At 53.7% G+C, this 25,450-nt stretch carries 20 protein-coding genes and 1 pseudogene; 11 read left to right on the forward strand and 10 right to left on the reverse strand.

The annotated features are described in order from the left end of the window. Positions 1-118: 118 nt before the first annotated feature. Both tnpC (ACYZT3_RS19580) and ltrA read right to left on the reverse strand, forming a co-directional pair. Positions 119-1,600: an IS66 family transposase gene (tnpC, locus tag ACYZT3_RS19580; RefSeq protein WP_462032402.1), complete on the reverse strand. Its 1,482-nt coding sequence runs from the start codon at positions 1,598-1,600 to the stop codon at positions 119-121. Positions 1,601-1,755: 155 nt separating this feature from the next. Beyond that, on the reverse strand, positions 1,756-3,501 hold the full coding sequence (gene ltrA, locus ACYZT3_RS19585) for a group II intron reverse transcriptase/maturase (protein ID WP_462030198.1): 1,746 nt from the start codon (positions 3,499-3,501) through the stop codon (positions 1,756-1,758). A gap of 917 nt (positions 3,502-4,418) precedes the next feature. On the opposite strand from ltrA, the gene tnpA reads away from it, so the two are divergent. The 3 genes and pseudogenes from tnpA (at position 4,419) to tnpC (ACYZT3_RS19600) (ending at position 6,663) form a co-directional block, all read left to right on the forward strand. After that, the gene (tnpA, locus tag ACYZT3_RS19590) at positions 4,419-4,724 is read left to right on the forward strand and encodes an IS66 family insertion sequence element accessory protein TnpA (RefSeq protein WP_462030509.1); all 306 of its coding nucleotides are present in this window, start codon (positions 4,419-4,421) and stop codon (positions 4,722-4,724) included. Then, positions 4,724-5,062 (forward strand): IS66 family insertion sequence element accessory protein TnpB, encoded by a 339-nt coding sequence (tnpB, locus tag ACYZT3_RS19595; protein WP_462030510.1) that lies wholly within the window; start codon positions 4,724-4,726, stop codon positions 5,060-5,062. The genes tnpA and tnpB overlap by 1 nt, the downstream gene beginning before the upstream one ends. A 63-nt stretch (positions 5,063-5,125) precedes the next feature. Continuing rightward, a pseudogene (tnpC, locus tag ACYZT3_RS19600) lies at positions 5,126-6,663 on the forward strand (IS66 family transposase). Positions 6,664-6,843: 180 nt separating this feature from the next. On the opposite strand, the gene ACYZT3_RS19605 reads toward tnpC (ACYZT3_RS19600), so the two are convergent. From ACYZT3_RS19605 to gmd, 4 genes are read right to left on the reverse strand one after another with little or no spacing between them, the layout of a single operon-like run. Next, a complete protein-coding gene (locus ACYZT3_RS19605; protein WP_462030511.1) occupies positions 6,844-7,956 on the reverse strand; it encodes a glycosyltransferase family 4 protein in 1,113 nt (370 codons plus the stop codon). Further along, on the reverse strand, positions 7,953-9,098 hold the full coding sequence (locus ACYZT3_RS19610) for a glycosyltransferase family 4 protein (protein ID WP_462030512.1): 1,146 nt from the start codon (positions 9,096-9,098) through the stop codon (positions 7,953-7,955). The genes ACYZT3_RS19605 and ACYZT3_RS19610 overlap by 4 nt, the downstream gene beginning before the upstream one ends. After that, positions 9,099-9,995, reverse strand: a complete 897-nt coding sequence (locus tag ACYZT3_RS19615; RefSeq protein WP_462030513.1) for a GDP-mannose 4,6-dehydratase — start codon at positions 9,993-9,995, stop codon at positions 9,099-9,101. After that, positions 9,995-11,026 carry a GDP-mannose 4,6-dehydratase gene (gene gmd, locus ACYZT3_RS19620; RefSeq protein ID WP_462030514.1) on the reverse strand — a complete coding sequence of 344 codons (1,032 nt, stop codon included), beginning with the start codon at positions 11,024-11,026 and terminating at the stop codon, positions 9,995-9,997. Before gmd ends, ACYZT3_RS19615 begins: the two co-directional genes overlap by 1 nt. Before the next feature lie 491 nt (positions 11,027-11,517). Here gmd and ACYZT3_RS19625 point away from each other — a divergent pair, with 491 nt between their 5' ends. Genes ACYZT3_RS19625 through ACYZT3_RS19660 form a run of 8 tightly spaced genes read left to right on the forward strand, consistent with a single transcriptional unit; the run spans position 11,518 to position 19,529 of the window. Then, positions 11,518-12,342 carry an ABC transporter permease gene (locus tag ACYZT3_RS19625; RefSeq protein ID WP_462030515.1) on the forward strand — a complete coding sequence of 275 codons (825 nt, stop codon included), beginning with the start codon at positions 11,518-11,520 and terminating at the stop codon, positions 12,340-12,342. A gap of 12 nt (positions 12,343-12,354) precedes the next feature. Continuing rightward, positions 12,355-13,098, forward strand: a complete 744-nt coding sequence (locus ACYZT3_RS19630) for an ABC transporter ATP-binding protein (protein ID WP_462030516.1) — start codon at positions 12,355-12,357, stop codon at positions 13,096-13,098. Between the two features lie 6 nt (positions 13,099-13,104). Then, positions 13,105-14,427: an FkbM family methyltransferase gene (locus ACYZT3_RS19635; protein ID WP_462030517.1), complete on the forward strand. Its 1,323-nt coding sequence runs from the start codon at positions 13,105-13,107 to the stop codon at positions 14,425-14,427. Beyond that, entirely contained in the window at positions 14,417-15,046 is a 630-nt protein-coding gene (locus ACYZT3_RS19640; protein ID WP_462030518.1) for an acetyltransferase, read from the forward strand. The genes ACYZT3_RS19635 and ACYZT3_RS19640 overlap by 11 nt, the downstream gene beginning before the upstream one ends. Before the next feature lie 10 nt (positions 15,047-15,056). Beyond that, positions 15,057-16,157, forward strand: coding sequence for a DegT/DnrJ/EryC1/StrS family aminotransferase (locus ACYZT3_RS19645; RefSeq protein WP_462030519.1), 1,101 nt, complete (start codon positions 15,057-15,059; stop codon positions 16,155-16,157). Between the two features lie 2 nt (positions 16,158-16,159). After that, positions 16,160-17,194, forward strand: coding sequence for a glycosyltransferase family 4 protein (locus tag ACYZT3_RS19650; RefSeq protein ID WP_462030520.1), 1,035 nt, complete (start codon positions 16,160-16,162; stop codon positions 17,192-17,194). Beyond that, positions 17,191-18,228: a glycosyltransferase family 4 protein gene (locus tag ACYZT3_RS19655; protein ID WP_462030521.1), complete on the forward strand. Its 1,038-nt coding sequence runs from the start codon at positions 17,191-17,193 to the stop codon at positions 18,226-18,228. Before ACYZT3_RS19650 ends, ACYZT3_RS19655 begins: the two co-directional genes overlap by 4 nt. Continuing rightward, positions 18,225-19,529, forward strand: coding sequence for a glycosyltransferase (locus ACYZT3_RS19660; protein WP_462030522.1), 1,305 nt, complete (start codon positions 18,225-18,227; stop codon positions 19,527-19,529). Before ACYZT3_RS19655 ends, ACYZT3_RS19660 begins: the two co-directional genes overlap by 4 nt. 64 nt (positions 19,530-19,593) lie before the next feature. On the opposite strand, the gene ACYZT3_RS19665 is transcribed toward ACYZT3_RS19660, so the two are convergent. The 4 genes from ACYZT3_RS19665 to ACYZT3_RS19680 form a co-directional block, all read right to left on the reverse strand. Next, a complete protein-coding gene (locus ACYZT3_RS19665) occupies positions 19,594-20,976 on the reverse strand; it encodes a glycosyltransferase family 4 protein (protein ID WP_462030523.1) in 1,383 nt (460 codons plus the stop codon). Next, positions 20,976-22,199: a glycosyltransferase family protein gene (locus tag ACYZT3_RS19670; protein WP_462030524.1), complete on the reverse strand. Its 1,224-nt coding sequence runs from the start codon at positions 22,197-22,199 to the stop codon at positions 20,976-20,978. Before ACYZT3_RS19670 ends, ACYZT3_RS19665 begins: the two co-directional genes overlap by 1 nt. A gap of 97 nt (positions 22,200-22,296) precedes the next feature. After that, the gene (locus tag ACYZT3_RS19675) at positions 22,297-23,661 is read right to left on the reverse strand and encodes a phosphohexomutase domain-containing protein (protein WP_462030525.1); all 1,365 of its coding nucleotides are present in this window, start codon (positions 23,659-23,661) and stop codon (positions 22,297-22,299) included. A 149-nt stretch (positions 23,662-23,810) separates the two neighbouring features. Beyond that, positions 23,811-25,253, reverse strand: coding sequence for a mannose-1-phosphate guanylyltransferase/mannose-6-phosphate isomerase (locus ACYZT3_RS19680; RefSeq protein WP_462030526.1), 1,443 nt, complete (start codon positions 25,251-25,253; stop codon positions 23,811-23,813). Positions 25,254-25,450: the final 197 nt, after the last annotated feature.

Consider the following 25,450-nt stretch of genomic DNA (forward strand, 5'->3'; position numbering starts at 1 on the left):
AGACTGTAAGCCTCCAGCCCAGCCACCTGTAATTCCCTACCTCCACTCGCCACGCTGTGCTCTCCAAAAAAGGGTAAGCGCTCCATAAACCCCACCTACTTCAAGGTGGGTGGCGCGCTCAGCTTGGCGATGCCGGCGAGCAGTTCCACGGCAACAGCGCTTCGTAATCTTCAACCGAGGTCGCCAGTGGCAGCCGTTCTAATGCGTGGCGCAGCCACGCATAGGGCTCTTGGTCGTTGGCTTTGGCAGTCTCGACCAGACTGTAAAGTTGAGCACTGGCCGTCGCGCCTTTGGGTGTGTCGCTGAACAACCAGTTCTTTCTTCCGATGACGAAGGGCCTGATCGCGCGCTCGGCGGGGTTGTTGTCGATCGGCAAATAGCCTTCCTCGGCGTACCGTTCCAGTTTGTTCCAGTTACTCGCCAGATAGCCGATGGCCTTGCCCAAGGCGTTCTGAGACGTAACTTGTGGCTGCGTCTTTTCCATCCGGCTTTTCAACTGAGCCAGCACTGGCAGGCTCCGATCATGACGGCCCGTTTTACGATCGTCGTCGCACGCATCCTTCAGATCACGCTCTACGCCATAGAGTTTTTTGATCAGGTTCAGTGCGATATCAGCGCGTCCCGTCTTGCCTTTCGGCTGCACTTTTTGCGCCTCAACAAGCTTGCGCCTTGCGTGCGCCCAGCAGCCCAAACGTTCGACTCCGGCCTGCGCGCCCAACGCGTTACAACCGGCGTAATCATCGGTCATCACGTAGCCACGATAGCCATCGAGCAGGCGTGTCGGCACCTCCTGCGCACGGCTGGTGGAGTAGTCAAAAAGGATCACTGGTTTATCTGGCGGGCCGCCGGTTTGCACCCACATCCAGGACTGGCTGCTTGGGTCTCGGTCGGGCTCTTTCAATACCTGCACGCGTGTTTCATCGCAGTGGATAACACGGCTGCCCAACAGGCTATCGCGCATTAAATTCAGCAGCGGCTGGAAGTGTTCACCGCACTGGATAACCCAGCGTGCCAACGTCTGGCGCGGGATATCGACGCCATGGCGGCCCAAGACTTTTTCGAAACGGTGAAGCGGTAGTCCATCGACGTACTTGGTGGTCAGCAGCATCGCCAGAACACTTGGGCTGGCCATGCTTTTTTCAATCAGTTGAGCCGGCTTGTCAGCAGTGACTGGCGCCATCTCGCAGTCGCGGCAACCGTAAACTTTCCGAACGTGCCTGATCACACGGATCTGCATCGGCACGATTTCGAGCTGCTCGCTGACTTCTTCGCCAATAGTGTGTTTGCGGCAGCCGCAGACGCACGTCAGTTCATGTGCGGGAAGTTCGTGGATGATCTCGATGCGCGGCAGATCGGCGGGCAATGGCTTGCGTTTGCCGCGGCGCTTGGTCGGGGCAACGACCTCTTCATCTGAGGCTTCGTCCACAGGCTCGACGACGCTTTCTACTTCATTGAAGAGGGCCAGTTGCGGCGTTGCCGCATCAGCTGTTTGCTCGGACTTACGTCCGAACAGACGTTGAAGCAGGAGGGCATTCTGTTCTTCTAGCCGAACAATCTTTCCCTTATCCAACTGACGCTCGTCGAGCATCTGCCCAAGCATTTGCTTGAGCAGAACGGGATCATCTGGAAGATTTTCGGGCAAGGAATTGTCGGGTAGCCCCAGATCATTACTGATCCGGGGCCCCCTTAGAACCGTACGTGCGAGTTTCCCCGCATACGGCTCAAGCTTACGAAAGCCAGTCTATTACTGGCCGGTCACGCGGAAGGTGGTTTTTGCAAACCGCTATGCTTAAGTGGCTCCTTGAATCCCTGCTTGTGGCACTGTAAGTGGCAGTCGGGATGGAGCAGTACACGGTTATTTAGTTTATCCGGGCCGCCATCCACCCGCCTGACAATGTGGTGATCGTGCCAGCCGGTATCCTTGCTGATGGCATGCCCGCATAAAGCACATTTACCCTGTTGCCGCCTGAAAAGACTCAGTATCTGCCGCCGATACCGGAGCTTATGTAGCATCCGTTGAACCCTTAATGCTTCCCACTTGAACTCCTGTTCTGCATCGTACGGCTGATACGCACCCGGCAAGCGCTTGTGACGAACGATTACGGTATCCGCCAGCATGTATAGCTGGCGAAACTTCACTGTCCCGTCGATCCCCTTTACTGGGTATACAAATGCCCGGTGAATTCTGGAACAGTAATATCGCCGTTTAAGCCAACCAACAGACTTCCTCGGATGCCGACGCTTTGCCCACCTCAAGATCCGCCAGAAGATAAGGTTGTCCAGCTTGTTAAAGGTGGCTTTCGCCACAACCGGGGAGTGATATTGCGCCCACCCTCGCAGCACTGGGTTCAGTCGCCCCATCAGTGCACCCTGAGTAAGGGTTCCGCTGTTTTTTATAATATCTCGCACTTTCCGATAGAACGTTGAAACATTCTTCTTCGCAGGCTTGATAAACAGCTTTGCCTTTCTGTGCGGCGACTTCGGGACGTACTTCCTAAAATTCCACCCAAGAAAATCAAAGCCTTGATGGATGTGTGCGATGCGCGTTTTTTCTTGCGATAATGCAACCCCGCGTACAGACAGGAATTGCTCTATCCAAGGCTTGATTTCGTTTTCAAGCAACTCTTTCGAGTTTGCCAAAACCACAAAGTCATCTGCATAGCGCACAACCTGAACCTTGGTTTTCTTCGCTTCTATGGTGCCAAAGCGCTTTTTCAAGTGATCTTTCAGCAAAAGCTCCAAACCATTCAAGGTGGCGTTTGCCAGACAGGGAGAGATGATACCGCCCTGTGGCGTGCCTGCCTCCGTAGCAACAAATTGCCCCCGGTCAACAACCCCGGTTTTCAGCCATTTGCGCAGTATCGTCTTATCCATTGGGATATTTTGACAAAGCCAATCATGGCTGATGTTATCGAAAAAACCTTTGATGTCCCCTTCCAGAATCCAGACAGGGGCTACTTGGGGGGCCAGCAAATGAAACAGCTCTACCATTGCGTCGGCCGTCGAGCGATCCGGTCGGAAGCCGTAGCTTCGGGGGTCGCTCTGGCTCTCTACAACAGGTTCAATTGCCAGCAGATGAAGCGCTTGCATGGCCCGGTCCAACATCGTGGGAATTCCGAGTGGGCGTTTCTCCTGTTTGCCAGGTTTCGGTATCCATACCCGCCTCAACGGTTTAGAACAGTAACCCCGCTTGATCGATAGACACATCACCCCTCGAAGTTTGGCTTGGGGCGTCTCCCACGTTTCGCCATCGACCCCCGGCGTCCTGCGACCCCGGTTCTCCGTGACTCGCCGCACAGCTAAGCATCGCCCATGAAACGAGTGAGTTAGCATGCGTTGCAGGCGCTTCACCTTTCGCCAGTCGGCCTTCCTTGTTGCCTGCGCAATTTTCAACTGTGTTTTCCGAACGGAGGTTTGAATTCTGGCCCAATCGAGACCGTACCAATTCATGGCCCCATCCAAGGACGCAGACGTAACCGAAGTCGGTGGTTGCGTATTCATACAGTCCTGCTCGAAGTTAGAAACTGTTTGCACAGGATCTCTTAGCGTGTACCCGTGCTAACTTCATAGTTCGACGGAATCAACAGTTGTATTTGCGCTCGTAAACCAGATGCACGTCAGCCAGGGTTGCCCCTGCCGGTAATGTTGAAACCGGTATGCCATCCGTTACAGACGGCCCTTTGCTTTTTGCATCCTCCTATTCCCCACACTCATCAACGTCCCTTGCGGAAAGTCTGCCTTGCCGATGTGGATGGTAAGGCGAGTGGTCGGGATTGCCACGTTCCCTGAATCGCATCAATTCCCCGTTTAGGCTTCGTCTATCCCCCGGCAGCGCTTCTAGTACCGCATCCCATTACATGACAGGAATGGCTGGCTGCAATGCCTTTTTTTTGGCTGGGGCCGATAATTGCCGTAGGCCCGTCAATCCTTACGAGGGTTCTGTCGACGATTCACATATGTTAGCCATGCGGGTTGGGTCACTAGTCCCCGTACTACCGTGCAATTCGGTTGTGCTGCGCATCCCGTTACCGGGTTGCACTCTCTTGCGGGAGGGACATTGTTGATCGGGCTTCACACCCCAAGATTGGCTCCTGACGCATGCCGATCTAGTGAACTGACGGATACACGTCAGGCTCGTTACTCCAGAAAGCGGAGTTGAGCAATGAGATCCAGAGCTTACGACACGTGTTTGACTGCTAACCTATTGAAGTTAAACAGTTGAACACGCGATCTCGTGTCGCACCATGCCCTGGATTATACCGAATCAGGTTACGAATCGCGGCGTCAAAACTTGATGAGGGCGGTTGCGCCAGAGGTCAAAGCCATCGAACATCCAGTTGAGTGTAAGCCTCCAGCCCAGCCACCTGTAATTCCCTACCTCCACTCGCCACGCTGTGCTCTCCAAAAAAGGAGCACACATGAAACCACCCACCACACTCACTGCCCGGCGCACATTCTGGGCTGAACATGTCCAGGCATGGCGCAGCAGTGGGCTCACGCAAGTCGCCTACTGTGAGCAGCACCAACTCAACACCAAGTCTTTTGGCTATTGGTTTCGAAGTCGCGAGCTGGGAAACGAGACGCTGACGCTGGTACCCATAGCTGTGCATGAACCTGCCCAAACAAGTGACTTGCTGCTACGCCACCCAAGCGGCTGGGAATTGGTATTGCCCCGCGAGGTGGAGCCGGCGTGGTTGGCTCACTTGTTTCAGGAGATGCTCTGATGCTGCTGCCGACACAGGTCTGGTTGATACTTGAACCCATGGACATGCGCCTTGGCATTGATGGCCTTTCGGCACGTGTTCAACACGCGCTGGGGAACTCGCCGTGCGACGGCACCGCCTATGCCTTTCGTAATCGCCGAGGTAACCGCCTCAAACTTTTACAGTCGGATGGAACCGGCGTCTGGCTAAGCCAGCGACGTTTGCATGATGGTGCTTTTGTCTGGCCAGACGAAGGCGATAAAGCCTTCACACTGACCCAGGCTCAATGGCGCTGGCTGATCACCGGCGTTGACTGGCAGCGCTTGGAAGCTCGCCCCATGAGTCACTGGAAAGTGTAGAAAATAACCTTCATTACCGTTCGCGGATAACGATAGTGTTCACTTTTTCAGTAAAATCCACGGATGCCTATCGCCGACGAAATCGCCGCCCTGAACCTTGATCCCGCACTGCGGGAGCAGATCATGGCTGCGCTTCTACATAAGGCCGATGTCGATAAGTTACGTGCCCAGGCTCAACACGACGCCTTGAAAATCCAGGCTCTGACGCTTGAACTGGCGCACTACAAGCGCATCCGTTTCGGCGTCAAGAACGAAGCCCTGTCGCCTGAGCAGCGCGATCTGTTTCACGAAACCATGGAGGCCGACTGCGCGGCCATTGAGGCTGAAGTCGAGGTGCAAGTGCCTGAACTGCGGGCTCAGCGTCCGCGGGCCGGGCGTCAGGCACTGCCGGAACATCTGCCGCGCATCGAACATCATCACGAACCCGAAGTGTGCACGTGCGGCCAGTGTGGTGGTGCCTTGGTGAAAATCGGTGAAGACATCACCGAGCAGCTCGATGTCGAACCTGCGAAGTTCTTCGTCCACGCCATATTCGCAGCAAGTACGCCTGCCGCCCTTGCGAAAGTATTGTCTCAGCCGACGTTGCTCCGGCTGTCATCGACGGTGGTATGGCGGCCCCCGGCTTGATTGCCTGGATCTTGATCAGCAAGTATCTCGATCATTTGCCGCTGTATCGGCTGGAGCAGATCGCCCAGCGTGACGGCGTCACGCTGGCCCGCTCAACCTTGTCGGAGTGGGTAGGCCGCTATGGTTTTGCCCTGCAGCCCTTGGCCGATCGATTGCGTGAGTTACTGCATCAACGCCTGATTTTGCATGCCGACGAAACCCCGGTGCAGCAACTGGATCCCGGCAAAGGAAAAACCCAACGCGCCTATCTGTGGTGCTATCGCAGCAACGACCTGGATGAGGGGCCAGGCCTTGCCGTGTTCGACTATCAGCCCGGACGCAGCGGTGCGTATGTGCGTGCGTTCCTGGAGGGCTGGAAAGGTCATCTGGTGGTCGACGACTATGCCGGTTACAAAGCGTTGTTTGGTCTTGGCATTACGGAAGTGGGCTGCATGGCCCATGCGCGGCGCAAATTCTTCGAGTTGCATGCGAGCAATCAGAGTCCGGTGGCCGCAGAGGCATTGCGAAGGATCGCCGAGCTTTACGAGATTGAAGGGCGCGGCAGGAAACTCGACGCAGAACAGCGGCAACAACTGCGCGCTCAAGAAACAGACCTCAAGTTGCAATCGCTGCACGACTGGTTGCAGTCGACTCGCCAAGGCGTGGCCAACGGCGGCAGCCTGGCCAAAGCCATGGATTACAGCCTCAAGCGCTGGCCGGCACTGTCGCGCTACGCACTGAGCGGTGACTTGCCCATTGATAATAATCCCGTCGAGAACGTCATTCGGCCGATCGCTGTCGGTAAGAAAAATTGGTTGTTTACCGGGTCAGAGCGCGCGGGTCGACGGGCGGCGGCGATCCAGAGTTTACTGGCGACAGCCAAATTGAACGGTATCGAGCCGAGTGCGTGGTTGAAAGACACGCTGGAGAAGTTACCGACCTGGCCGAATAGCCGGCTGGATGAGTTGCTGCCGTTGAGATCAGCTGCCGAGTAAAGGTGGCTGGGCTGGAGGCTTACTTTTCACCAAGGTACAACTCTGTTCGGCTTTAAACTGGACCAAGCCATACTGACGTTCGGACACGATATGGCATCTGGCGACGCTAAAGCTTGCAAAAAACCATTGAAAGAGAATCAGATCGACGGCGCGAAAACAGGACGCTCGCGCTTGTCGGAGTCAGCTACATAGATTTCGATAAACCGCTGCGTAAGCCTTGACCATTGTCTCGGCCGAAAACACTTGTTCATAACGCTGCTTTGCACGCTGCCCCATCGCAGCAGCCATCTCGTCGTTCTGCCAAAGCATGGTCATAGCCTGGGCCAACGCAACCGAGTCTCGCGGAGGTACGACAACGCCGGTCTCATCGGCAATGTTGATATACGTTGTGCCCGATCCGATTTCGCAGGAAATCAGCGGTTTTCCATACATCGCGGCCTCTAACAGAGAGATGCCGAACGATTCGGATCTAAGGTGCGATGGAAATACAAAAGCATGGCAAAGCGTCAGCAACGCAGCCTTGTCATCGTCGTCCAAACCGCCCAAAAAGTGCACATTGGACAGCCCTAGTCGAGATGCTTGCCCCTTGAGTTCTTGCTCAAGGTGCCCTCTTCCCAGTATCACAACAGGCAAACGCGTAGTGCTTGCTGCCTGCAACAAGTAATCCAGGCCCTTGTAGTAACGCAGCGCACCGACAAACAGGAAGAACTTTTCACCAACCTTGTTGCGCCAGTAAGCGAGCTTTTGTTCGTCCACGGCAGGATAGGTCGCCCGGTCCAGGCCATAAGGAATGATCTCGACCTTATCCTTGAATCGGGTGAGGACAGGACTGCTTTTCGCATAATTGGGTGAGGACGCAACAATGCAATCCACGCTGGACAGAAAGCGATTCATCAATGGCTGGTAAAGCTTGAGTAGCATTTTCTGCTTGACGATATCGGAGTGATAACTGACCACAGACGGCTTGCCGTGGCGCGAAGCAAAGTGCACAAGATCCATGTAGGGCCATGGGAAGTGGTAGTGCACCACATCAGCCTCTTGGGCCAATTCCGAAAAATCCTTGAACGCCGAAAGCGAGAACCCGGTAGAGGCAACGTGCAAGTCGAGTTTGGAGCGGTGCGTCAGATGATTGCCGACCGTTTCATTTCGGGCAGCACCCCGATCGCTGAGGTAAAGCACCTCAGATGAAAACCCGTGTTTTGCGCCGCCCTGGGCGATCTGAAAAATGACCTGCTCTATCCCGCCCATCGTCTCGGGGTAGTAGGTTTTAAAAAAGTGCAGAACCTTGATCATTTTCCGTCGATTACTCTTCGATAAACCTGCAAGGTTTCCCGGGCGCAACGCTCCCACGAAAACCCCTGGGCATGTCTCAATCCATTGATGACAGCAGCCTGGCGCCACGCGTCGTCGGTCAACCCTCTTTCTAGGAGCCTGGTCAGCTCCATGTCGTCCATCGGGGCGCACATCAATGCAGCATCGCCAGCCACCTCCGGCAGCGATGAGCTGTTCGAGCAGACGACTGGCACACCCGAGCTCATGGCTTCGAGGACCGGCAAGCCAAAGCCTTCATACAGCGATGGAAAGGCAAATAACCGGGCGCCCGAGAAAAGCAGCGGCAAATCTTCACTGGGGACAAAACCGAGATAGTGGGCCCAGCCTTCGCGCCTGGCACTCTCGAGCTTCTGATGGATGGAATCATTGCGCCAGCCATGATAGCCGGTCAGGATCAACGGCCAGCGCGTTCTTAACGTGAGGGGGAGTCGGCTGTAAGCCGTTAGCAAGGTTTCGATATTCTTGCGTGGCTCGATCGTGCCGACAAACAACGTATAGCCGTTCGCCTGCAAACCATGCATGGCCAATGTAGCGTGAAGCGCCTCAGCCGGCCTCGGATAAAACTCGGGGGAACTGGCGAGCGCGACAGTATGGATCCGCTCAATAGGCCACGAAAAATAACTCGCCAATTCCTGGCGAGTAAACTCCGAATCCGTGATCAAGGCATCCGCCCTGACCAACGTTTCCTTCAACTCTTTTTGCAGGTATCGAACCAATTGTGGTGCGTGGCAATGCGCCCAGGTAAACGGCGACAAATCGTGAAACGTCGCCACGCTTCGCCCGGCAAATGGAGGCAAATAATAATTGGGGCTGTGATACAGAAAATCGTCATGCCCTTTCAAGGCGGCCTTGCGAAGCATCGGCATAAGCAGCCTATACGCTTCGACCGCCAGAAAGTTCTTTTGTATCAAACGCTTCAGGTCGTAGCCGCTTCCAGACTCATTGGCAGCCGTCGGCAATTCAGGCAAAAAGCGTCGACCTGCAAAAAACTGCAGGTCTGTAATTTCGGGGCTCTGTTGAAGTCTTAGCGCGAGCTCATAGGTATAGCGGCCAATGCCAGTCAGCGGAAATCGGATCGGCTCAACAGATAAAATTAGCTTCATTTATTCCGCCGAAAGCATCCAACTCAGAGTTTCTTCCAGCCGGGGTGTTTGCCATCCTTTGACCAACTCGATCAGACGGGTGTTATCACCGCACAGGATCTTCACTTCATTGGCACGGACAAACGCTGGATTGACTTCGACTTCGATCTGGTGCCCGGTGAATGCCGCGCACATATCGATAACTTCTCGAAGAGAATGGCTGTTACCCGAACTGACATTGACTGTCTGCCCCAGAGGTCGGGCTTCAATCAGGCCGCGGTAAGCCTTGACCACTGCCCGAACATCACTGAAGTCTCGCGAGACATCCAAATTGCCGAGCTGAATCTTGGTGGCGCGCTGACGAAAATGCAAAACGATTTTCGGCAGCAGGAAATTGTCACCCTGCCCGACACCGGTGTAGTTGAACGGGCGAGTGATGACGATGGGCAAGCGGTTATGCCAAAGACTGGCCATGTACTCCATGGCCAGCTTGCTGACGGCGTAATCGTTGGCAGGTGCTGGCAGTGTCGACTCGCTCAGCAAGCCTGCAGAGGCATTGCCATAAACGTTCGCACTACTGGCGAGCAGCACACAGTCCAGTTCCTTGCCGCTGGCAGCAATCGCCTCCAGCAAGTGACGCGTCCCGATCAGGTTGACCCGATAAAACGCGTCGGCAGCGCCGTGCCCCACGAATGCCAACGCCGCCAGATGCACCACGACGTCAGGTTGAATAGTTGCCAGCAAATCACGAAGCGCAGCACCGTCGGCCAGATCGACCTGGTGATAACCAGGTTCGTCGGAGGGCTGAGAGCCCAACCCGATCACTTCATAGCCGTTAGCTTCGAGCTCGGCGGCCATATAGCGACCCGTGAAACCTTGAATACCTGTAATCAGCGCGCGTTTACCGGCAATACTCATCAGAACGAGAATCCTTGTTCATTACGACGAAGGTCAGCTTCGACCATCATCCGGCACAGCTCCTCCAGGGTGGTTTTCGGTTCCCAACCCAGCGCAGCCTTGGCCTTGGCCGGATCACCGATCAACAACTCGACTTCGGTCGGACGGTAGAACTTCGGATTGATGGTGACCAGCACTTTGCCAGTTGCCACGTCAGCGCCCTGCTCGTCTTCCGCCACACCACTCCACGAAATGTTGATACCGACGGCCTTGAAAGCCATCGAAACAAAATCACGCACGGTTTCGGTACGGTTGGTCGCCAATACAAAAGTGTCTGGCTCGTCAGCCTGCAGCATGCGCCACATGCCTTCCACGTATTCCTTGGCAAAACCCCAGTCGCGCTTGGCATCGAGGTTGCCCAGTTCGATTTTGTCGAGCAGGCCGAGTTTTATCTTGGCAACCGAATCGGTGATCTTGCGAGTCACGAACTCACGACCGCGCAGTGGCGATTCGTGATTGAAGAGGATGCCGCTGGTGGCGAAGATGCCGTAGGACTCACGGTAGTTGATCGTCATCCAGTGCGCGTACAACTTGGCAACGCCATAAGGGCTGCGCGGGTAGAACGGCGTGCTCTCCACTTGTGGAATAGCCTGGACCTTGCCGAACATTTCGGAAGTCGAAGCCTGGTAGAAGCGCACTTTCGGGTTGACGATACGGATCGCTTCCAGAAGATTCACACAACCCAGACCGGTGATTTCCGCAGTGGTCAATGGCTGATCGAACGACACACCCACGAAGCTCTGGGCCGCAAGGTTATAAACCTCGGTGGCTTCGGTGGTCTGAAGCAGGCGAATGCTGGCCGACAGGTCAGTCAGGTCGTACTCGACCAGATGCAGGTTAGGGTGCTGGCTTACGCCGAGTTCTTCTAGGCGCCAGAAATTGACAGAACTGGTCCGACGGTAGGTGCCATACACCGTATAACCTTTGCCCAGCAACAGTTCCGCCAGGTAGGCGCCGTCTTGCCCAGTGATGCCAGTAACGATAGCTTTCATGCGAATCCTCTAAACTCCATTTGAGCGCCTAAACAGGCTTTTTTGTGTATATGCGCCATTTGGCTCCGACCAACCGAGCCTCAAAATCTTGCAGATCATACAGAATGCGCTCCCGCAGGACGATACCCAACCAGTAACCAAATAAGCAGATCAGGTGTTTTTTGCCATCATCGAGCGAGACTGTCCGGTCCGTCATCCAAATGCCTGAGTTAGTGGGACCCCTTCTCCATACTTGAGCGCCGCACGACAGCTCGAAGGCAGCGCGAGAATCATGAATCGTATTTCCTTACACTTTCGCGGCAGGGAATCAATGTGCCATCAGTCTAGGAAAATCCCCGGAAGCACAAACATGACGCCCCCACCTGCACGCATGGAAAATCAGCTGCTGGAAGGCAATCCGACTACGCTTCAAATAACCGACTGAAATCCGAAAAGAAAAAAACTAGAAAGAGTGACACTCCCCTGTAGCCGGCCTAAAATGGCGTGTTTTTTTGATCAATAATCTGGTGTCTTTAATGCGCAATGGTTCAGTAAGTATCGCCCTGTCGGACATCATCGCTGCGACAAGGCGATACGCTTTGGTAGGGATGCTTGGCTGGCAGGACGTTCGTCAGCGTTATAGAAGGTCTGCGCTGGGTCCGTTCTGGCTGACAATCAGCATGGGCGTAATGATCGGCACCATCGGTGTCGTTTTTGGTCAGATATTCAATTCGCCTATCCAGGAATTTCTGCCATTCCTCGCGGTCGGTATGATTCTCTGGGGCTTCATTTCAACGGTCATAAGTGAAGGCTGCACCGGTTTCATTGCCGCCGAGGGGATCATCAAGCAACTGCCGATTCCATTATTCACCCACATTCTGCGCATGATCTGGCGGAACATATTGATTCTGGGCCACAACATCCTGATCTTCCCGCTCGTGCTGCTCGCCGTCGGCAAGCCGCTGACCTGGATTGCGCTAGTCAGCATCCCCGGCCTGATCGTCGTAATCGTGAATCTGGCCTGGATCGCATTGCTGTTGGCGGTTTTGTGTGCACGTTATCGCGATCTTCCACAGATCATCGGCAGCCTGCTGCAAGTCGTGTTCTACCTCACCCCGATTATGTGGATGCCAAGCTTGCTGCCGCAACGTGCAGGTCTTTATCTGTTGGACCTGAACCCGGCCTATCATCTGATCTCTATCGTGCGCTCCCCGATCATCGGGCAGATGCCGACCGACACCAACTGGTGGGTTTCGCTTGGCATGGCCGCCGTCGGATGGCTCATCGCACTCGTGATCTATGGCCGATACAAGCGCCGTATCGCCTACTGGCTCTAAGAAGAAATCCTAATGTCCTCTATTGAATTCAAAAATGTTTGCGTGGATTTCCCGATATACAACGCCAACGGCCGCTCCTTGAAAAAGCGACTGATTCAGGTTGCAACCGGCGGACAACTCGGCTCCGACGAGCAAGGCCGTGTAGTCGTTCGAGCTCTGGAAGACCTGACATTCACGTTCAACAAAGGTGATCGTGTCGGCCTGCTCGGGCATAACGGCGCAGGCAAGAGCACCTTGCTGCGCTTGCTGAGCAGCGTATACGAACCTTCTTCGGGCACCGCCAGAATCAGCGGGGAAATCGGCTCGCTGATCGACATATCCCTGGGCACCGATCCTGAAGCGACCGGCAGGGAAAACATTTTTCTGCGCGGCGGCCTCCTCGGAATGACCAAGGCCGAGATTGCAGAAAAGCTCGACGATATTATTGAGTTCTCCGAACTGGGTGATTTCGTGGACATGCCATTGCGCACCTACTCCACCGGCATGCACTTGCGCCTGGCCTTTGCCGTATCTACCACAGTCAGGCCGGAAATCCTGTTGATGGATGAATGGCTATCGGTAGGTGATGAAGGCTTCAAGCAAAAAGCCGAAGTACGAATGGGCGAGCTTGTAAAATCGACCAATATTCTGGTCATTGCCAGCCACTCACGCGAACTGGTCATGCACACTTGTAATCGGGTGCTATGGCTGGAACACGGAAAGATTAAAATGGACGGTGATCCGAAAACGGTCACCGCCGCCTATTTTGGAGCCTAAGGGCTAATGAAGACGATAAAACGCGAGGGCATTGATGTCGGCACCGCACTTTCCTCTACCTCCAAGCGGATGCAAAGTGCCGGCAGTGTTTTGCCTGAAGACGCCCTCCTGGCAGACTTACCCGCAGATCCTCAGCCGACAGACAGCGCTCAGTCTGTCGCCGAGGAGTCTTACGCCCATGGCGTCAACCTCAAGGCCAAAATAAAACGAGTTCTGCGACTTATTGCAAAACATGGTTACAGACGCCTTAAGCCGTTTATCAAACCGATCGCTTTTCGCATTCGCCAGTATTTCCTCGCTGGCTTTAGTGACCAATCTGCGAATATTACCCGCCAACAACAAGCGACCACTGAGGCGCTACTCTCCAGAATCGAAGCACTGGAAAACTATGTTGCCTCTATGGCCGCGGGCCAACGATTGGCTGCCGAGCAAATAGATCAACTCGCCTGCGCGCCGCAGGTAGTACCTGAAGAGCTGCTTCTGCAAATCAAGAGAATTGAAGATTACACCTACGCATCTGCTCGACGCGTCGCCGTGAACTGTGGTCCCGACGAACTAATGATCAGGAGCGAAATCGGTTTTGTTCTTTGCTCGGCAAGCGATCACGCATTGATCGCGACCCTGCTCGAAGCTGGAGAACTGGAGCCCGGCACCCGCCGGCTCATCCATAAGATACTCAAGCCCGGCGATGTGTATGTCGACATTGGCGCCAACATCGGAATGCACATGCTCGCGGCCGCTCAAGCCATGCAGGGCTGCGGCAAGATAATTGGCTTCGAACCATTTGGCCCGACAAAAGCCTTGATCGATAAAACGATGTGGATCAATGGATTTTCGGGTATCGCCGAAACCCACCAACTGGCTGTATCGAACAAGTCGGGCTCGCAGTCTCTCAATCTAGGCGCGACCAGCGGCCACCACTCTCTGTTTAAACTGGACACCCCGGCTGCACTTGCCAAACCGCCCGTACAAGTCGACTTGATTTCTCTGGATGAAATGATAAAACCGGACCAGGTGATTCACCTTCTGAAGATTGATGCAGAAGGCGCGGAGCTGGACGTTATTGAGGGGGCCAAGCGGCTGCTGAAGAATAATCCGCAAATCAAACTAATCGTAGAGTTGGGCCTTTCTCACCTGGAACGAACAGGCCATACCGTTGAAGACTGGCTGGAAAAATTCAGCACGCTGGGTTTCGACTACCAAGTCATCAACGCTAACTCCGGCGAACTTGAGACCTACAGTATTGAGGAACTCAAAGCAGCGGAGTCCGTAAACCTGTTTTTTTATAAGGCTAAAACTGCCGCATTGGAAACAAAGCATGAAGAGTGAGATCGTTGTGATAGGTGCTGGCGGCCATGCAAAAGTTTGCATTGAGCTGCTCAGGGCACAGGGCGACGTAGTCGCTTTTTGTATTGGCTTCTCTGACAGCTCAGACACCTGCGTGGGTGTTCCGGTACTTAAATCCGATGATTACCTCGCGACACTGCGAAAAGAAGGCTATGGAAAGGTGTTTGTGGCCATCGGCTCGAACGCCCTGAGAAATCGTCTGGCCCAGTCCGCCACCGACCTCGGCTTCGAGCTAGTCAACGCATTCAGCCCACGCGCCGTCATTTCCCCGTCCGCCAGGATAGGCAAAGGTGTGGCGGTAATGGCTGGTGCCGTAATAAACGCGGAAGCCTCAATTGATGACTTGTGCATCATCAATACCGGGGCGACGGTTGACCACGACTGCCAAATCGGACGCGCTGCTCATATCGCCCCACAATCAGCCCTTGCCGGCAATGTAGCGATCGGTAAAGAGTCATTTGTGGGTATCGGCACCAAAATCATTCCGACCATTTGCGTAGGCGAGTTCGTGATGATTGGTGCAGGAAGCGTGGTAATCTCGAATATCGACTCGAGAACCACGGTTGTTGGCGTTCCAGCCAAAGCTATAAATAATATTTGAAGGATGAAGCATGAAACGTATTTCTGTAGCGCAACCAAAACTGGCTGGAAACGAACGAAAGTATGTACTCGACTGCCTTGATACCAACTGGATCTCGTCGAACGGAAAGTACATCGGTGCATTTGAAGACAGTTTCGCCAAATTCTGCGACGTCAAACATGCGATAGCCACGAATAATGGTACGACTGCACTACATCTCGCACTGGTGGCTCTGGACTTGCAGCCCGGTGACGAAGTAATCATTCCTACCGTTACCTATATCGCCACGGCTAACGCTGTACGCTATTGCGGTGCCACCCCCGTTCTGGTCGACGTATGTGCCGAGACCATGAACGTCGACTCGCTGGCAATCGAAAGCAAGATTACAGAGAAAACAAGGGGCATTATTCCTGTTCATTTGTATGGTCATCCCGCTCAAATGGACGTGGTTAACGACATCGCTCGCAAACATGGTCTTTGGGTTGTCGAGGACGCTGCAGAAGCACACGGCGCCGAAGTAAAAGGCAAGAAGGTCGGCACCTTGGGCACCTGTGCCACCTTTAGCTTCTTTGGTAACAAGATCATCACTACCGGTGAGGGTGGGATGGTCACAACCAATGACGATGAACTGGCCGCCAAGCTTCGACTGCTGCGTGGGCAGGGAATGGACCCGCAACGTCGTTATTGGTTTCCTGTCGTTGGCTACAACTACCGGATGACGAATATTCAAGCCGCCATTGGCTTGGCACAAATGGAAAACATCGACACCGCCCTGTCTGATCGCAACCGTCTCGCAGAGTGGTACAACGACGCACTTCAAGACCTGCAAGACAAGATCGTACTTCCAACTCAAGCCAGTTGGGCAAAGCAAGTGTTCTGGATGTACAACATCTTCTTGCGTGACGGCGACGAGAACAAGCGCGATACCGTCATGAAGATGCTGGACGATATGGGCATTGAAACCCGGCCGGTGTTCTATCCAATGCACGTATTGCCGCCTTACAAAGAAGACGGCATCTACCCTATTGCAGACCTTTGGGCCGGCCGCGGCATTAACTTGCCGACGCACCAGGATTTGACTCAGGACGATATCCTTCGCATTGCGGACAGCTTGAAAAAGGTCCTATTGTAAAAATGAAGATCGCGCTGTGTTCTTCAATGGTGCCATTTGTGCGCGGCGGAAGCCGAAACATCGTCGAGTGGCTTGCTATCACACTACGAGAAGCAGGCCACCAGGTTGAAATTGTCTATCTGCCAGAGATCGACAATCCCGACACTCTGTTTCAGCAGATGATGGCTTTTCGCTGGGTGGACCTTGAGTCCGCTGACCGGATAATTTGCTTCCGACCGCAGGCTCACTTAATCCCGCACCCGCATAAAGTTCTGTGGTTCATACATCACGTCCGCGCTTTTTATGACCTGTGGGATACCCAATACCGCTCGTTCCCCGACGACGAAAAGCATCGCGGCATTCGCGATGCACTACGTTCGGTTGATGATCAAGCGTTGCGTGAAGCAAAAGCCGTGTTTACCAACTCGCAAGTTGTATCGACAAGGCTTGAACGTTACAACGGCGTGGACAGCGAAATTTTGTACCCGCCTGTTTTTCAACCTGAGCGCTTCCATTGTTCAGGACAAAACGATGAAATTTTATATGTAAGCCGACTGGAACACCATAAACGCCAACATCTGTTGGTAGAGGCCATGGCGCACACCAAGACACCGGTACGATTGAAGCTTTTAGGCTTGGGTGCCGGGGTCGAATACCCCAACTCGCTTGAAGAAAAAATCGAGGCAACTGGTCTTTCCGGCCGGGTTACCCTGGAAAACCGCTGGATCACCGAAGAAGAAAAAGTCGAGCAGTTTGCAAAATGCCTGGCAACTGCCTACTTACCGGTAGACGAAGACTCCTACGGCTATCCGAGCCTGGAAGCGAGCCATTCCTCGAAAGCGATCTTGACCACGACGGATTCGGGCGGTGTTCTGGAACTCGTACAGGACGGCTTCAATGGTCTTATTGCCGATCCCACACCAGCGTCCCTCGCACTGGCAATGGATAAGCTTTACGTGGATCGGGCCAACACCGAAGCCATGGGCGTCAATGCCAAACAACGTCTGGCTGACTTGAGTATTTCCTGGAAACACGTCCTAGAGCGACTCCTAGCATGAAAGTTTTGGTTGTCAACAACATGGCGCCTTTTCTATGGGGTGGCGCGGAGGAACTCGCTGTCAATTTGCAAAAGCATCTGATTCTTTCAGGACACGAGTCCGAGATCTTGCGCATTCCATTCCAATGGGAGCCCTCGACCAAAATCCCCTCCCAGATGTTGATGGCGCGCGCACTTGAACTGACGAATGCAGATCATGTAATCGCTCTCAAGTTTCCCGCCTACTTGATTCAGCACCCAAGAAAATCGTTGTGGCTTTTGCACCAGTATCGCCAGGCCTACGATCTGTTTGATGCAGGGCAAACCAATCTGCCACCCGGCCAAAGTGGAGACGATATTCGCTCCACCATTCTGAATGCAGATAACGAATGCTTTTCTCAGAGCCGGCACATCTACACCAACTCGGAAATTACCCGCCAGCGCCTTTTGAAATACAACGGGTTTGACTCCACGGTATTACTGCCCCCCGTCAATGATCCGGAATCATTTATCGGCGGCACCAAAGGCGACTATATTTTCGCCGGCGGTCGAGTCAACAGCATGAAACGCCAGTACCTTCTCCTTCAGGCCCTGGCCAAGACAGATAAGCGCGTCAAGCTGATTATTGCCGGGCCGCCGGAGTCTCCAGCGGATGCGGAGCAACTGATTGAGATGGCCCAGACACTTGGCGTAGCAGACCGAGTGCAACTGGATCTGCGCTTCTTGCCACGCTCCACCTATGTCGACTACGTAAATGGTGCGATGGCTGTCGCCTATATCCCATTCGACGAAGACTCCTTGGGTTATGTGGCCATGGAGGCCGCTACCGCCTCCAAGGCGCTGATCACCACCACTGACAGCGGCGGCATATTAGGATTGGTCAAGGACCGTGTGACGGGCTGGGTAGCGGAACCTACCGCTGAAGGCCTGGCCGCTGCCATGAGCGCCGTAGTCATTAGTAAATCCACAACCGTCGAATACGGGGCCGCCGCACACGCGCTATGGAATAGCCTGGGCGTCAATTGGAATGAAACCATCGAGGCGCTTCTGAAATGAAGTTTCTAATTTTCACTCCAGCCATTCAGACCTCTGCCATTGGCCGGATGACAAGCCTGGTGACGCATGCCCTTGCGTCTCAAAAACATGAAGTCGTCGTTGTTCGTACAGAAATAATTGGCCACCTGAATACCGAAACACATGACTTCGGCTGCAATGTTATTTCCTGGATAGACACGGCCGAAGTCGAAGCCAACATACAAAGCGCCGACGCATGCATTCATCAGGTTGGAAACAGCTACGAATTCCATCAAGGCAACATCCAGTGGCTAGCGCGCTCTAGCGGCATTGTTTGTCTGCATGATTTTTTCCTTGGTCACCTGTTTTGGGGCTGGGCTCAGTATCATACCGAGCAGGCTCGAGACGTCTTGGAGACTTACTATTCGAAAGAAGCCGCCGAGCGCTTTTTCAGCATTAGTGATAATGAAGCATTCATCGAACTCACCAAAGATCAGTCCCCCATGACTGAGTGGATTTGCTCGATGGCATCCGGCGTTGTGACTCATAGCAACTGGGGTTGCGACAGGGTCTTGAGCTCCTGCCCAGGGCCTGTGCGGGTAGTGCCCCTGGCTTACAACTCCCCCGGCCTTTCACTGGCAGGAACAAAGCAAAAGCGCTTGCCAACGGCCAAACTCAAGCTGCTGACAATCGGGCATGTGAACCCCAACAAGAGAGTCGAGAACTGCATCAAGGCCATCGGCGGCAACCCAACGCTTCGAGAAACAGTGTCTTATCGATTGGTGGGTGCTATTCAACCTGAAATGAAAGCCAAAATCCTTGAGCTCGCGCAACACCATGGCGTAGATATCGAGATTTCGGGAGAAGTTGACGGAGCTACCCTTGCACTCGCCATTATCGATGCCGACGTAATAAGCTGCTTGCGCTGGCCTAGCCTGGAAGCGGCATCGGCCTCAGCAATTGAAGCGATGCTCTACGGAAAAACCACGATTGTCACCAATACGGGTTTTTACAGTGAACTTCCCGAGCAATACGTTCTAAAAATAAACGTTGAAAAAGAAATCGAAGAACTTGAGGCGACGCTACTGTCTCTCCATACAAACCCTGACCTAGATGTAAAAGGCCAGCAAGCTCAGGAATGGGCCAAATCTACGTTTACGGCTGAAAACTATGCCCGTCAATTAGCCGATATGAGTTCTGCCTGCATTAGAACCAGCGCCACTCTGAAGGCTGCATCGTATTACGCTGGCATACTTCATGGTTGGGGCGCCGACACCCACCTATTACAAAACAATGAAACACTTGCTTCACTGGCTATTTTTAACGACAACTATCAGCGTTGATTAGCGGCTTCAACCCTAGTGGATCGACGAGCATTCCAGATCGTCGATCCACTATAAATAACCCTTAGTCTTTGAATATCTTACTGGCCGTTTCTTTCCAGCTGATAGCCTTGTATCGCTGCTTTATCGCGGCTTCTTTCAACTCAAGCTCACCCGGCACGAACAGATACTTCTCCAACGCATCTACCCACTCCGAAATGTTCCAGGGGTCGAGGTAGTCCAACAAATCACCGCCCACCTCCGGAACCGAAGCAGCACTGGAAGCCAGGCAATATTTGCCTGCGGCAAGACTTTCGGCCACTGGAAGCCCCCACCCCTCATACAACGAAGGAAAAGCGGTCATCGTGCACCCCTGATACAAGCGCATCAAGTCGGAGTCGGAAACATTGTTCAACACACGAATATATTCTTTGGTTCTCGGATCGAGACCGACGTCTGTCAAAAAGTCACTGACACCCCACCCCGGCATTCCGACAAACACTAGTTTAGGCAGGTCTTTCACACCCTTATCCACTAACCGTGTATAGGCGCGATACAGCACCTCATGATTCTTTCTACGTTCAATGGTTGAAACGAACAATATGAACTTGCCGTCCAATACGGCTTTCACTTCAGCGCTTATATCAGCATCTAGCGTATGAGAGACCTGACACCCCAACTTGACTACTGTCGTTTCAGGAATCGGCGCACCCAGCTCGCTCAGAAGCGATAGAAGGTCCCTTTGAGTGCACTCGGAAATGCAAAGTATCTTGTCTGCGCACCAAGCCACATCAGAGAAATAGTTTGCAAACCTGGCGGCCACGTCACCCACACATAAGTGGGGCAGCGTGACAGGAATAACATCGTAGCAACATAGAACGACGTCAATACCTACGCGCTTTTTAAGTGAGTACAACTCAACGAGGTTCTTGTTCTCCCAGTCAAGACCGACAGAAATATAACGATCACCCTTTGAAAACGGATGACCTGCTACCGCTACCGATTTACCAGGCGGGGTAAATGCATGCCCGTCTTTTACTGGTTTCAGGAACGCCTTCGTAGCGGACCGCAGATACCGCAACGCAATAACACCATCAACAATAGCCACGCGGCGCCGTTGAAAAAACTGATAGATGCGCCCGCTGACTTTCGATGGAAGACGATTCAGGAACTTTATCGCAAACTCTTTGAGCCTTGCTTCGATCGACAGTTTTTGCGAAGAGTTGTTGCTCGCAGCTATGACACCGGAAACAACGTGCGCCCCCGAAATTCTGTTAAGCGTGGCCGCAACTTCTTCAGAAGCTATGGCGTGATAACCACTGCTGCGATCATAAAAGCAGAACCGTATATCCTCCCCCCCTGCGACAAGTTCAAGCCCGTAGGAAGCAGCTTCGGCCTCGGTGCGAATAATGCCTACCGCTGGCCGGCGCCAGCCCAGAATGGTAGTTACGTCAAACCAAGTCGTCATTAATCCAGCGCCTTCTTTGTCATTACATCTATTGCTGCAAGGGGTATCGATTCCAGGCTGCGAGCCCAGGTCAGAGACTCACGTGCCTGCCTGTCCGGCCCATCGACCTCAACTGTCGCAGGCCCGACCAAACGCTCCCGGATCGCGGCATGAAATTCATTCGGATTTCGCGCAACGAAGATTTCCGGCAACGAAACATGCCGCTCAAAACCTCGGAAAGCCGCCTCGGTACCGACTACATACTTACCGGAGTAAATGGCTTCTGCCGTTTTGATGTTCGACCCACCCCCATGAGGGATCGGCAACAAAAATGCCTGAGCGAGTGTTTTCACAGCATCCAGATCATCATCAGACAGCATGTACAGCAACTGCAGGCGAGACAGATTCAGTTGCCCCCAACGACTGGCCCTGAGTGTCTCTTCCAGGTGCTCGCACACGCTGCCCACGACCACGAGCTTGCTGTCAGGTGGAATACACGCAAGCGAACTGCCCAGGCACTCGTTAAAACCCTTGAAGTTGGGTGGATGAGCACTGGCCACGTAGAGAATCCACGGAGATTGGGGGAGACGTTGCTTCCAAACCTCCAGGACATCAGCCTTGGCAGTCCAGGGCGCAATGCCATTTGGAGCAAGCACCGGCACCTTCGCCCCCCAACTGACAAGGATGTCAAAATCCGACTGAGTGACCGCTACAGCAATATCTGCTTCGAGCGTGGCTTTTCTCTCAAGGGCATCGATATCGGAAATAACAGACTCAGCGCCCGTTATCCCGTAACTGTCGAGGATTTCCTGCTTTAGCGGAGATTCAATGTTTTGCGAGCCGTAGATCAGGCAGGCGTTCTGGTATTGGGGCAACTGCTTGATTTTCAGCACCAATGGCCAAAGCCACGGCTGCTCGACATGAATCACATCAATAACGGGAGGAAGCTTCTTGAGAATTTCAGGAAGGCCACCTTGCTCTGACGCTGCGTATCCGCCAGACAACAAATCGTTGATCAAGGGTACATACTTGCCCTTGTACTTCCTGAAACTGCTGCCCGCGGGGAACTCAACGTCATTGGGACCCAAGGTCGATGGTGGATAACCTTCCGGCTCATACACTGCCAGGTGGACGACTTTCCAGTCGTTCTCACCAAACGTTTTAGCAATATTGGCAACCCGAACCTGCCCGCCATGGCGAGGGCTGGTGATCGGATATGTACTTAGCAATAAAACCGTTTTCAAAATATAAACCTATAGTATTGATATTTCGCAAACTGCGACCGCACTAAGGCTCCACGCACCGAAGCATCAGTGCCGGGAACCGAAGAGCGTAGAGGCATCAATCCCCTTGGATCAGTAATTCGATCTCTTTCAAGCGAGCCCGCATCAACTCCTGATTACCTTTAGCCTCGACGTTGAGTCGCAACAAAGGCTCCGTATTTGAACCCCGCAAGTTGAAACGCCAATCCGCAAACGAGACACTGATGCCGTCTGTCTTATCGAGCACAGGATTCGCAGGCAAATAATGAGCCAATACTTTTTGCAAGGTGGCAGGCACGTCTTCAACCCGGTAGTTAATCTCACCGGTGCATGGGTAAGCCTCAATACGTTCATCGACCAACTGAGCCAGCGTCTTGCCCGTTGTGGACATCAAAGCCGCAACCAGCAACCACGGGATCATGCCGCTGTCGCAATAGGCGAAATCACGGAAGTAGTGATGCGCGCTCATTTCGCCGCCATAGATTGCATCTTCGAGACGCATCCGCTCTTTGATAAACGCATGACCTGTCTTGCAAAGAACCGGGATACCGCCCGCCTGCTCGACTTGGTCAATCGTGTTCCAAGTCAGACGCGGATCATGAATGATCTTGCTGCCTGGGTGCTGTTTGAGCAGCATCTCGGCCAACAGACCCACCAGGTAATACCCTTCAATAAACCGACCTGTCTCGTCGAAAAAGAAACAACGGTCAAAGTCACCATCCCAAGCCAGACCGACATTGCAGCCGTTGGCCAACAGTGCCTGGCGGGTCAGGTCGCGGTTCTCCGGCAGTAGCGGATTAGGCACGCCATTGGGGAAATTGCCATCGGGATCGGCGTTGATAATGACCCATTCAAACGGCAACTTATTGGTTAGCTCCAGTAAAACAGGGCCAGCAGCACCATTGCCTGGGTCTGCCAGTATTTTCAGCGGCTTGAGCTCGGCAATGTTGATATAGCTAAGCAGATGCTCGATATAGCGACTCTTGTCCATCTCAAAACGGATTTCGCCGGGCTTATCCGACAGTGTACCGAGATCCCCGCGCACTACACGATCACGGATCGCATTAAGCCCAGTGTCGCCGCTGATAGGCCTCGACTGGGATTTGACCAGCTTCATTCCGTTATAACCCTTGGGGTTATGGCTGGCAGTGATCATCACGCCACCGTCCGCATTGAACGCGCTTGTGGCGAAGTAAACTTCTTCAGTGCCACACAGACCGATATCAATGACATCAGCGCCTGCATCCTGCAAACCGCGAGTCATCGCCGCTGCCAGCATCGGGCTTTCAAGGCGCATATCCCGGCCCAGTACAATGCTCTTGCCTTGCAATTCGACAACCATCGCACGGCCTATCCGGTAAGCGACGTCTTCATTGAGGTCTGACGGCACCTGGCCACGAATGTCATAAGCTTTGAAACACTGCGTGTTGATCGGGTTATGCATACCGCCCTCTTGCTGGGGTATTTGAAGGCGAAACAGACAGGAGTGCGCCTCTCTCGCAAAGAATGGAAACGCGTTAGACCAGGCTAAAAGCAAATAAGCCTGATTGGTTGAAAAAATCACCGACCAGGCTTATGACTGTCACAACGCGGTTACTTGTCAACGCGACCGTAATTGTCTTCGAAACGAACGATATCGTCCTCGCCGAGGTAATCACCGCTCTGTACTTCAATGAGTACCAGATCGATAACGCCCGGGTTCATCAAACGATGCTGGTGACCGGCACGGATAAACGTCGACTCATTGGTATTCAACATCAGTTCTTGCTGATCATTGATCACCACCGCCATCCCGCTGACGACAATCCAGTGCTCACTTCTGTGATGGTGCATCTGCAGAGACAGCGAAGCCTTAGGCCTGACGACGATGCGCTTGATCTTGAAGCGCTCGCCATTTTCCAGCGTCGTATAAGTGCCCCACGGGCGATGCACCGTGCGATGAAGCAGGTGGACCGTGTGGCTGCAGGCCTTCAACTGGCTGACGATATGCTTCACGTCTTGTGCGTGATCTTTATGGGCAATCATGACGGCGTCAGGGGTATCGATCACCAGCAAGTCTTCCACGCCGACCAATGCAGTCAGGCGATCTTCGCTATTCACATAGTTGTTGCGTGAACCATGGGACAGCACTTCGCCTTCAAACCGGTTGCCGTTCTCGTCAGGCTCGGTCAGCTCGCTCACTGCGTTCCATGAACCGATATCGCTCCAACCGATGTCACACGGGATGGTCGCGACCTTTTTAGAACGCTCCATCAATGCATAGTCGATGGATATATCCGGCACTTGGGCAAAGGCGTCGCTGTCCAGCGCCAGGCAACGGTAGTTATTGGACGAGGTAACGCGGGACTTTTCGATGGTTTTGGCAACGGCTTCAACGACGTCCGGGGCGTGGTGGCGGAGCTCTTCCAAGACCGTACCGACTCGGAAGCAAAACATGCCGGAGTTCCAGTAGTAGTTACCGGCAGTGACGTAACCCTGAGCAGTTTCAAGGTTTGGCTTCTCTACGAAACGCGCAACTTTCAAACCGCCCTTGAGAGGGGCTTCCTTTTGCGCTTCGATATAACCGAACCCGGTTTCAGGGTAGGTTGGCTGAATACCGAAGGTGACCAACCAGCCTTCGGACGCCAGCGCCATCGCGTTGGCCACGGCCACGGCAAAGGCTTCTTCGTCTTTTATCAGATGGTCAGCCGCCAGTACCAGCATTTGGGCGTCGGGGCCATGTGTGGATTCCAGCTGAAGCGCGGCGGCAGCTACGGCCGCAGCGGTGTTACGACCGAAAGGCTCCAGAATGAAGCTTTGAGCGTGCTTGGCTGTATTGACTGCGCCGTACTCGTCTTCGGTCTTGAACAGGAGTTCCCGGTTGGTCACCGTTAGAACTTCCACCACACCTTCCAGGCGCGAAGCACGAAGGAAGGTTTTCTGGATTAGATTCTGGCCATCTGGCAGCTCCATAAACGGCTTTGGATGGGCTTCACGAGAAACAGGCCACAACCGGCTGCCCACTCCGCCAGACAAAATTACGGGAATCAGTTCCATGCTCTAAATCCTTAATCCCCTTCTGGCAGATACGTCCAGAAAGTGGGGTCAGTTATGTTTCCGGTCATTCCTGCATCGTAATCGATGCAAATTCTTTGCTCGAAGCGATTGCAAGGGTTACAGCTCGACTTCGATCCAAACCTATCGGGTTATCCTGCTGCGCCTCCCTGATTGACCTGTCCTACCACTATCGGAAT

Source organism: Pseudomonas sp. MDT1-16 (assembly GCF_054898115.1).

Bases quoted from the DNA above. Each gene is read 5' to 3' on its own strand.
- ACYZT3_RS19660 (WP_462030522.1), top strand. From the start codon at position 18,225: ATGAAGTTTCTAATTTTCACTCCAGCCATTCAGACCTCTGCCATTGGC.
- ACYZT3_RS19655 (WP_462030521.1), top strand. From the start codon at position 17,191: ATGAAAGTTTTGGTTGTCAACAACATGGCGCCTTTTCTATGGGGTGGC.
- ACYZT3_RS19635 (WP_462030517.1), top strand. From the start codon at position 13,105: ATGAAGACGATAAAACGCGAGGGCATTGATGTCGGCACCGCACTTTCC.
- ACYZT3_RS19615 (WP_462030513.1), bottom strand. From the start codon at position 9,995: ATGAGTATTGCCGGTAAACGCGCGCTGATTACAGGTATTCAAGGTTTC.
- ACYZT3_RS19680 (WP_462030526.1), bottom strand. From the start codon at position 25,253: ATGGAACTGATTCCCGTAATTTTGTCTGGCGGAGTGGGCAGCCGGTTG.
- tnpA (WP_462030509.1), top strand. From the start codon at position 4,419: ATGAAACCACCCACCACACTCACTGCCCGGCGCACATTCTGGGCTGAA.
- gmd (WP_462030514.1), bottom strand. From the start codon at position 11,026: ATGAAAGCTATCGTTACTGGCATCACTGGGCAAGACGGCGCCTACCTG.
- ACYZT3_RS19610 (WP_462030512.1), bottom strand. From the start codon at position 9,098: ATGAAGCTAATTTTATCTGTTGAGCCGATCCGATTTCCGCTGACTGGC.
- ACYZT3_RS19665 (WP_462030523.1), bottom strand. From the start codon at position 20,976: ATGACGACTTGGTTTGACGTAACTACCATTCTGGGCTGGCGCCGGCCA.
- tnpB (WP_462030510.1), top strand. From the start codon at position 4,724: ATGCTGCTGCCGACACAGGTCTGGTTGATACTTGAACCCATGGACATG.
- ACYZT3_RS19650 (WP_462030520.1), top strand. From the start codon at position 16,160: ATGAAGATCGCGCTGTGTTCTTCAATGGTGCCATTTGTGCGCGGCGGA.
- ACYZT3_RS19645 (WP_462030519.1), top strand. From the start codon at position 15,057: ATGAAACGTATTTCTGTAGCGCAACCAAAACTGGCTGGAAACGAACGA.
- ACYZT3_RS19675 (WP_462030525.1), bottom strand. From the start codon at position 23,661: ATGCATAACCCGATCAACACGCAGTGTTTCAAAGCTTATGACATTCGT.
- ACYZT3_RS19640 (WP_462030518.1), top strand. From the start codon at position 14,417: ATGAAGAGTGAGATCGTTGTGATAGGTGCTGGCGGCCATGCAAAAGTT.
- ACYZT3_RS19605 (WP_462030511.1), bottom strand. From the start codon at position 7,956: ATGATCAAGGTTCTGCACTTTTTTAAAACCTACTACCCCGAGACGATG.
- ACYZT3_RS19630 (WP_462030516.1), top strand. From the start codon at position 12,355: ATGTCCTCTATTGAATTCAAAAATGTTTGCGTGGATTTCCCGATATAC.
- ltrA (WP_462030198.1), bottom strand. From the start codon at position 3,501: ATGAATACGCAACCACCGACTTCGGTTACGTCTGCGTCCTTGGATGGG.
- tnpC (WP_462032402.1), bottom strand. From the start codon at position 1,600: ATGCTTGGGCAGATGCTCGACGAGCGTCAGTTGGATAAGGGAAAGATT.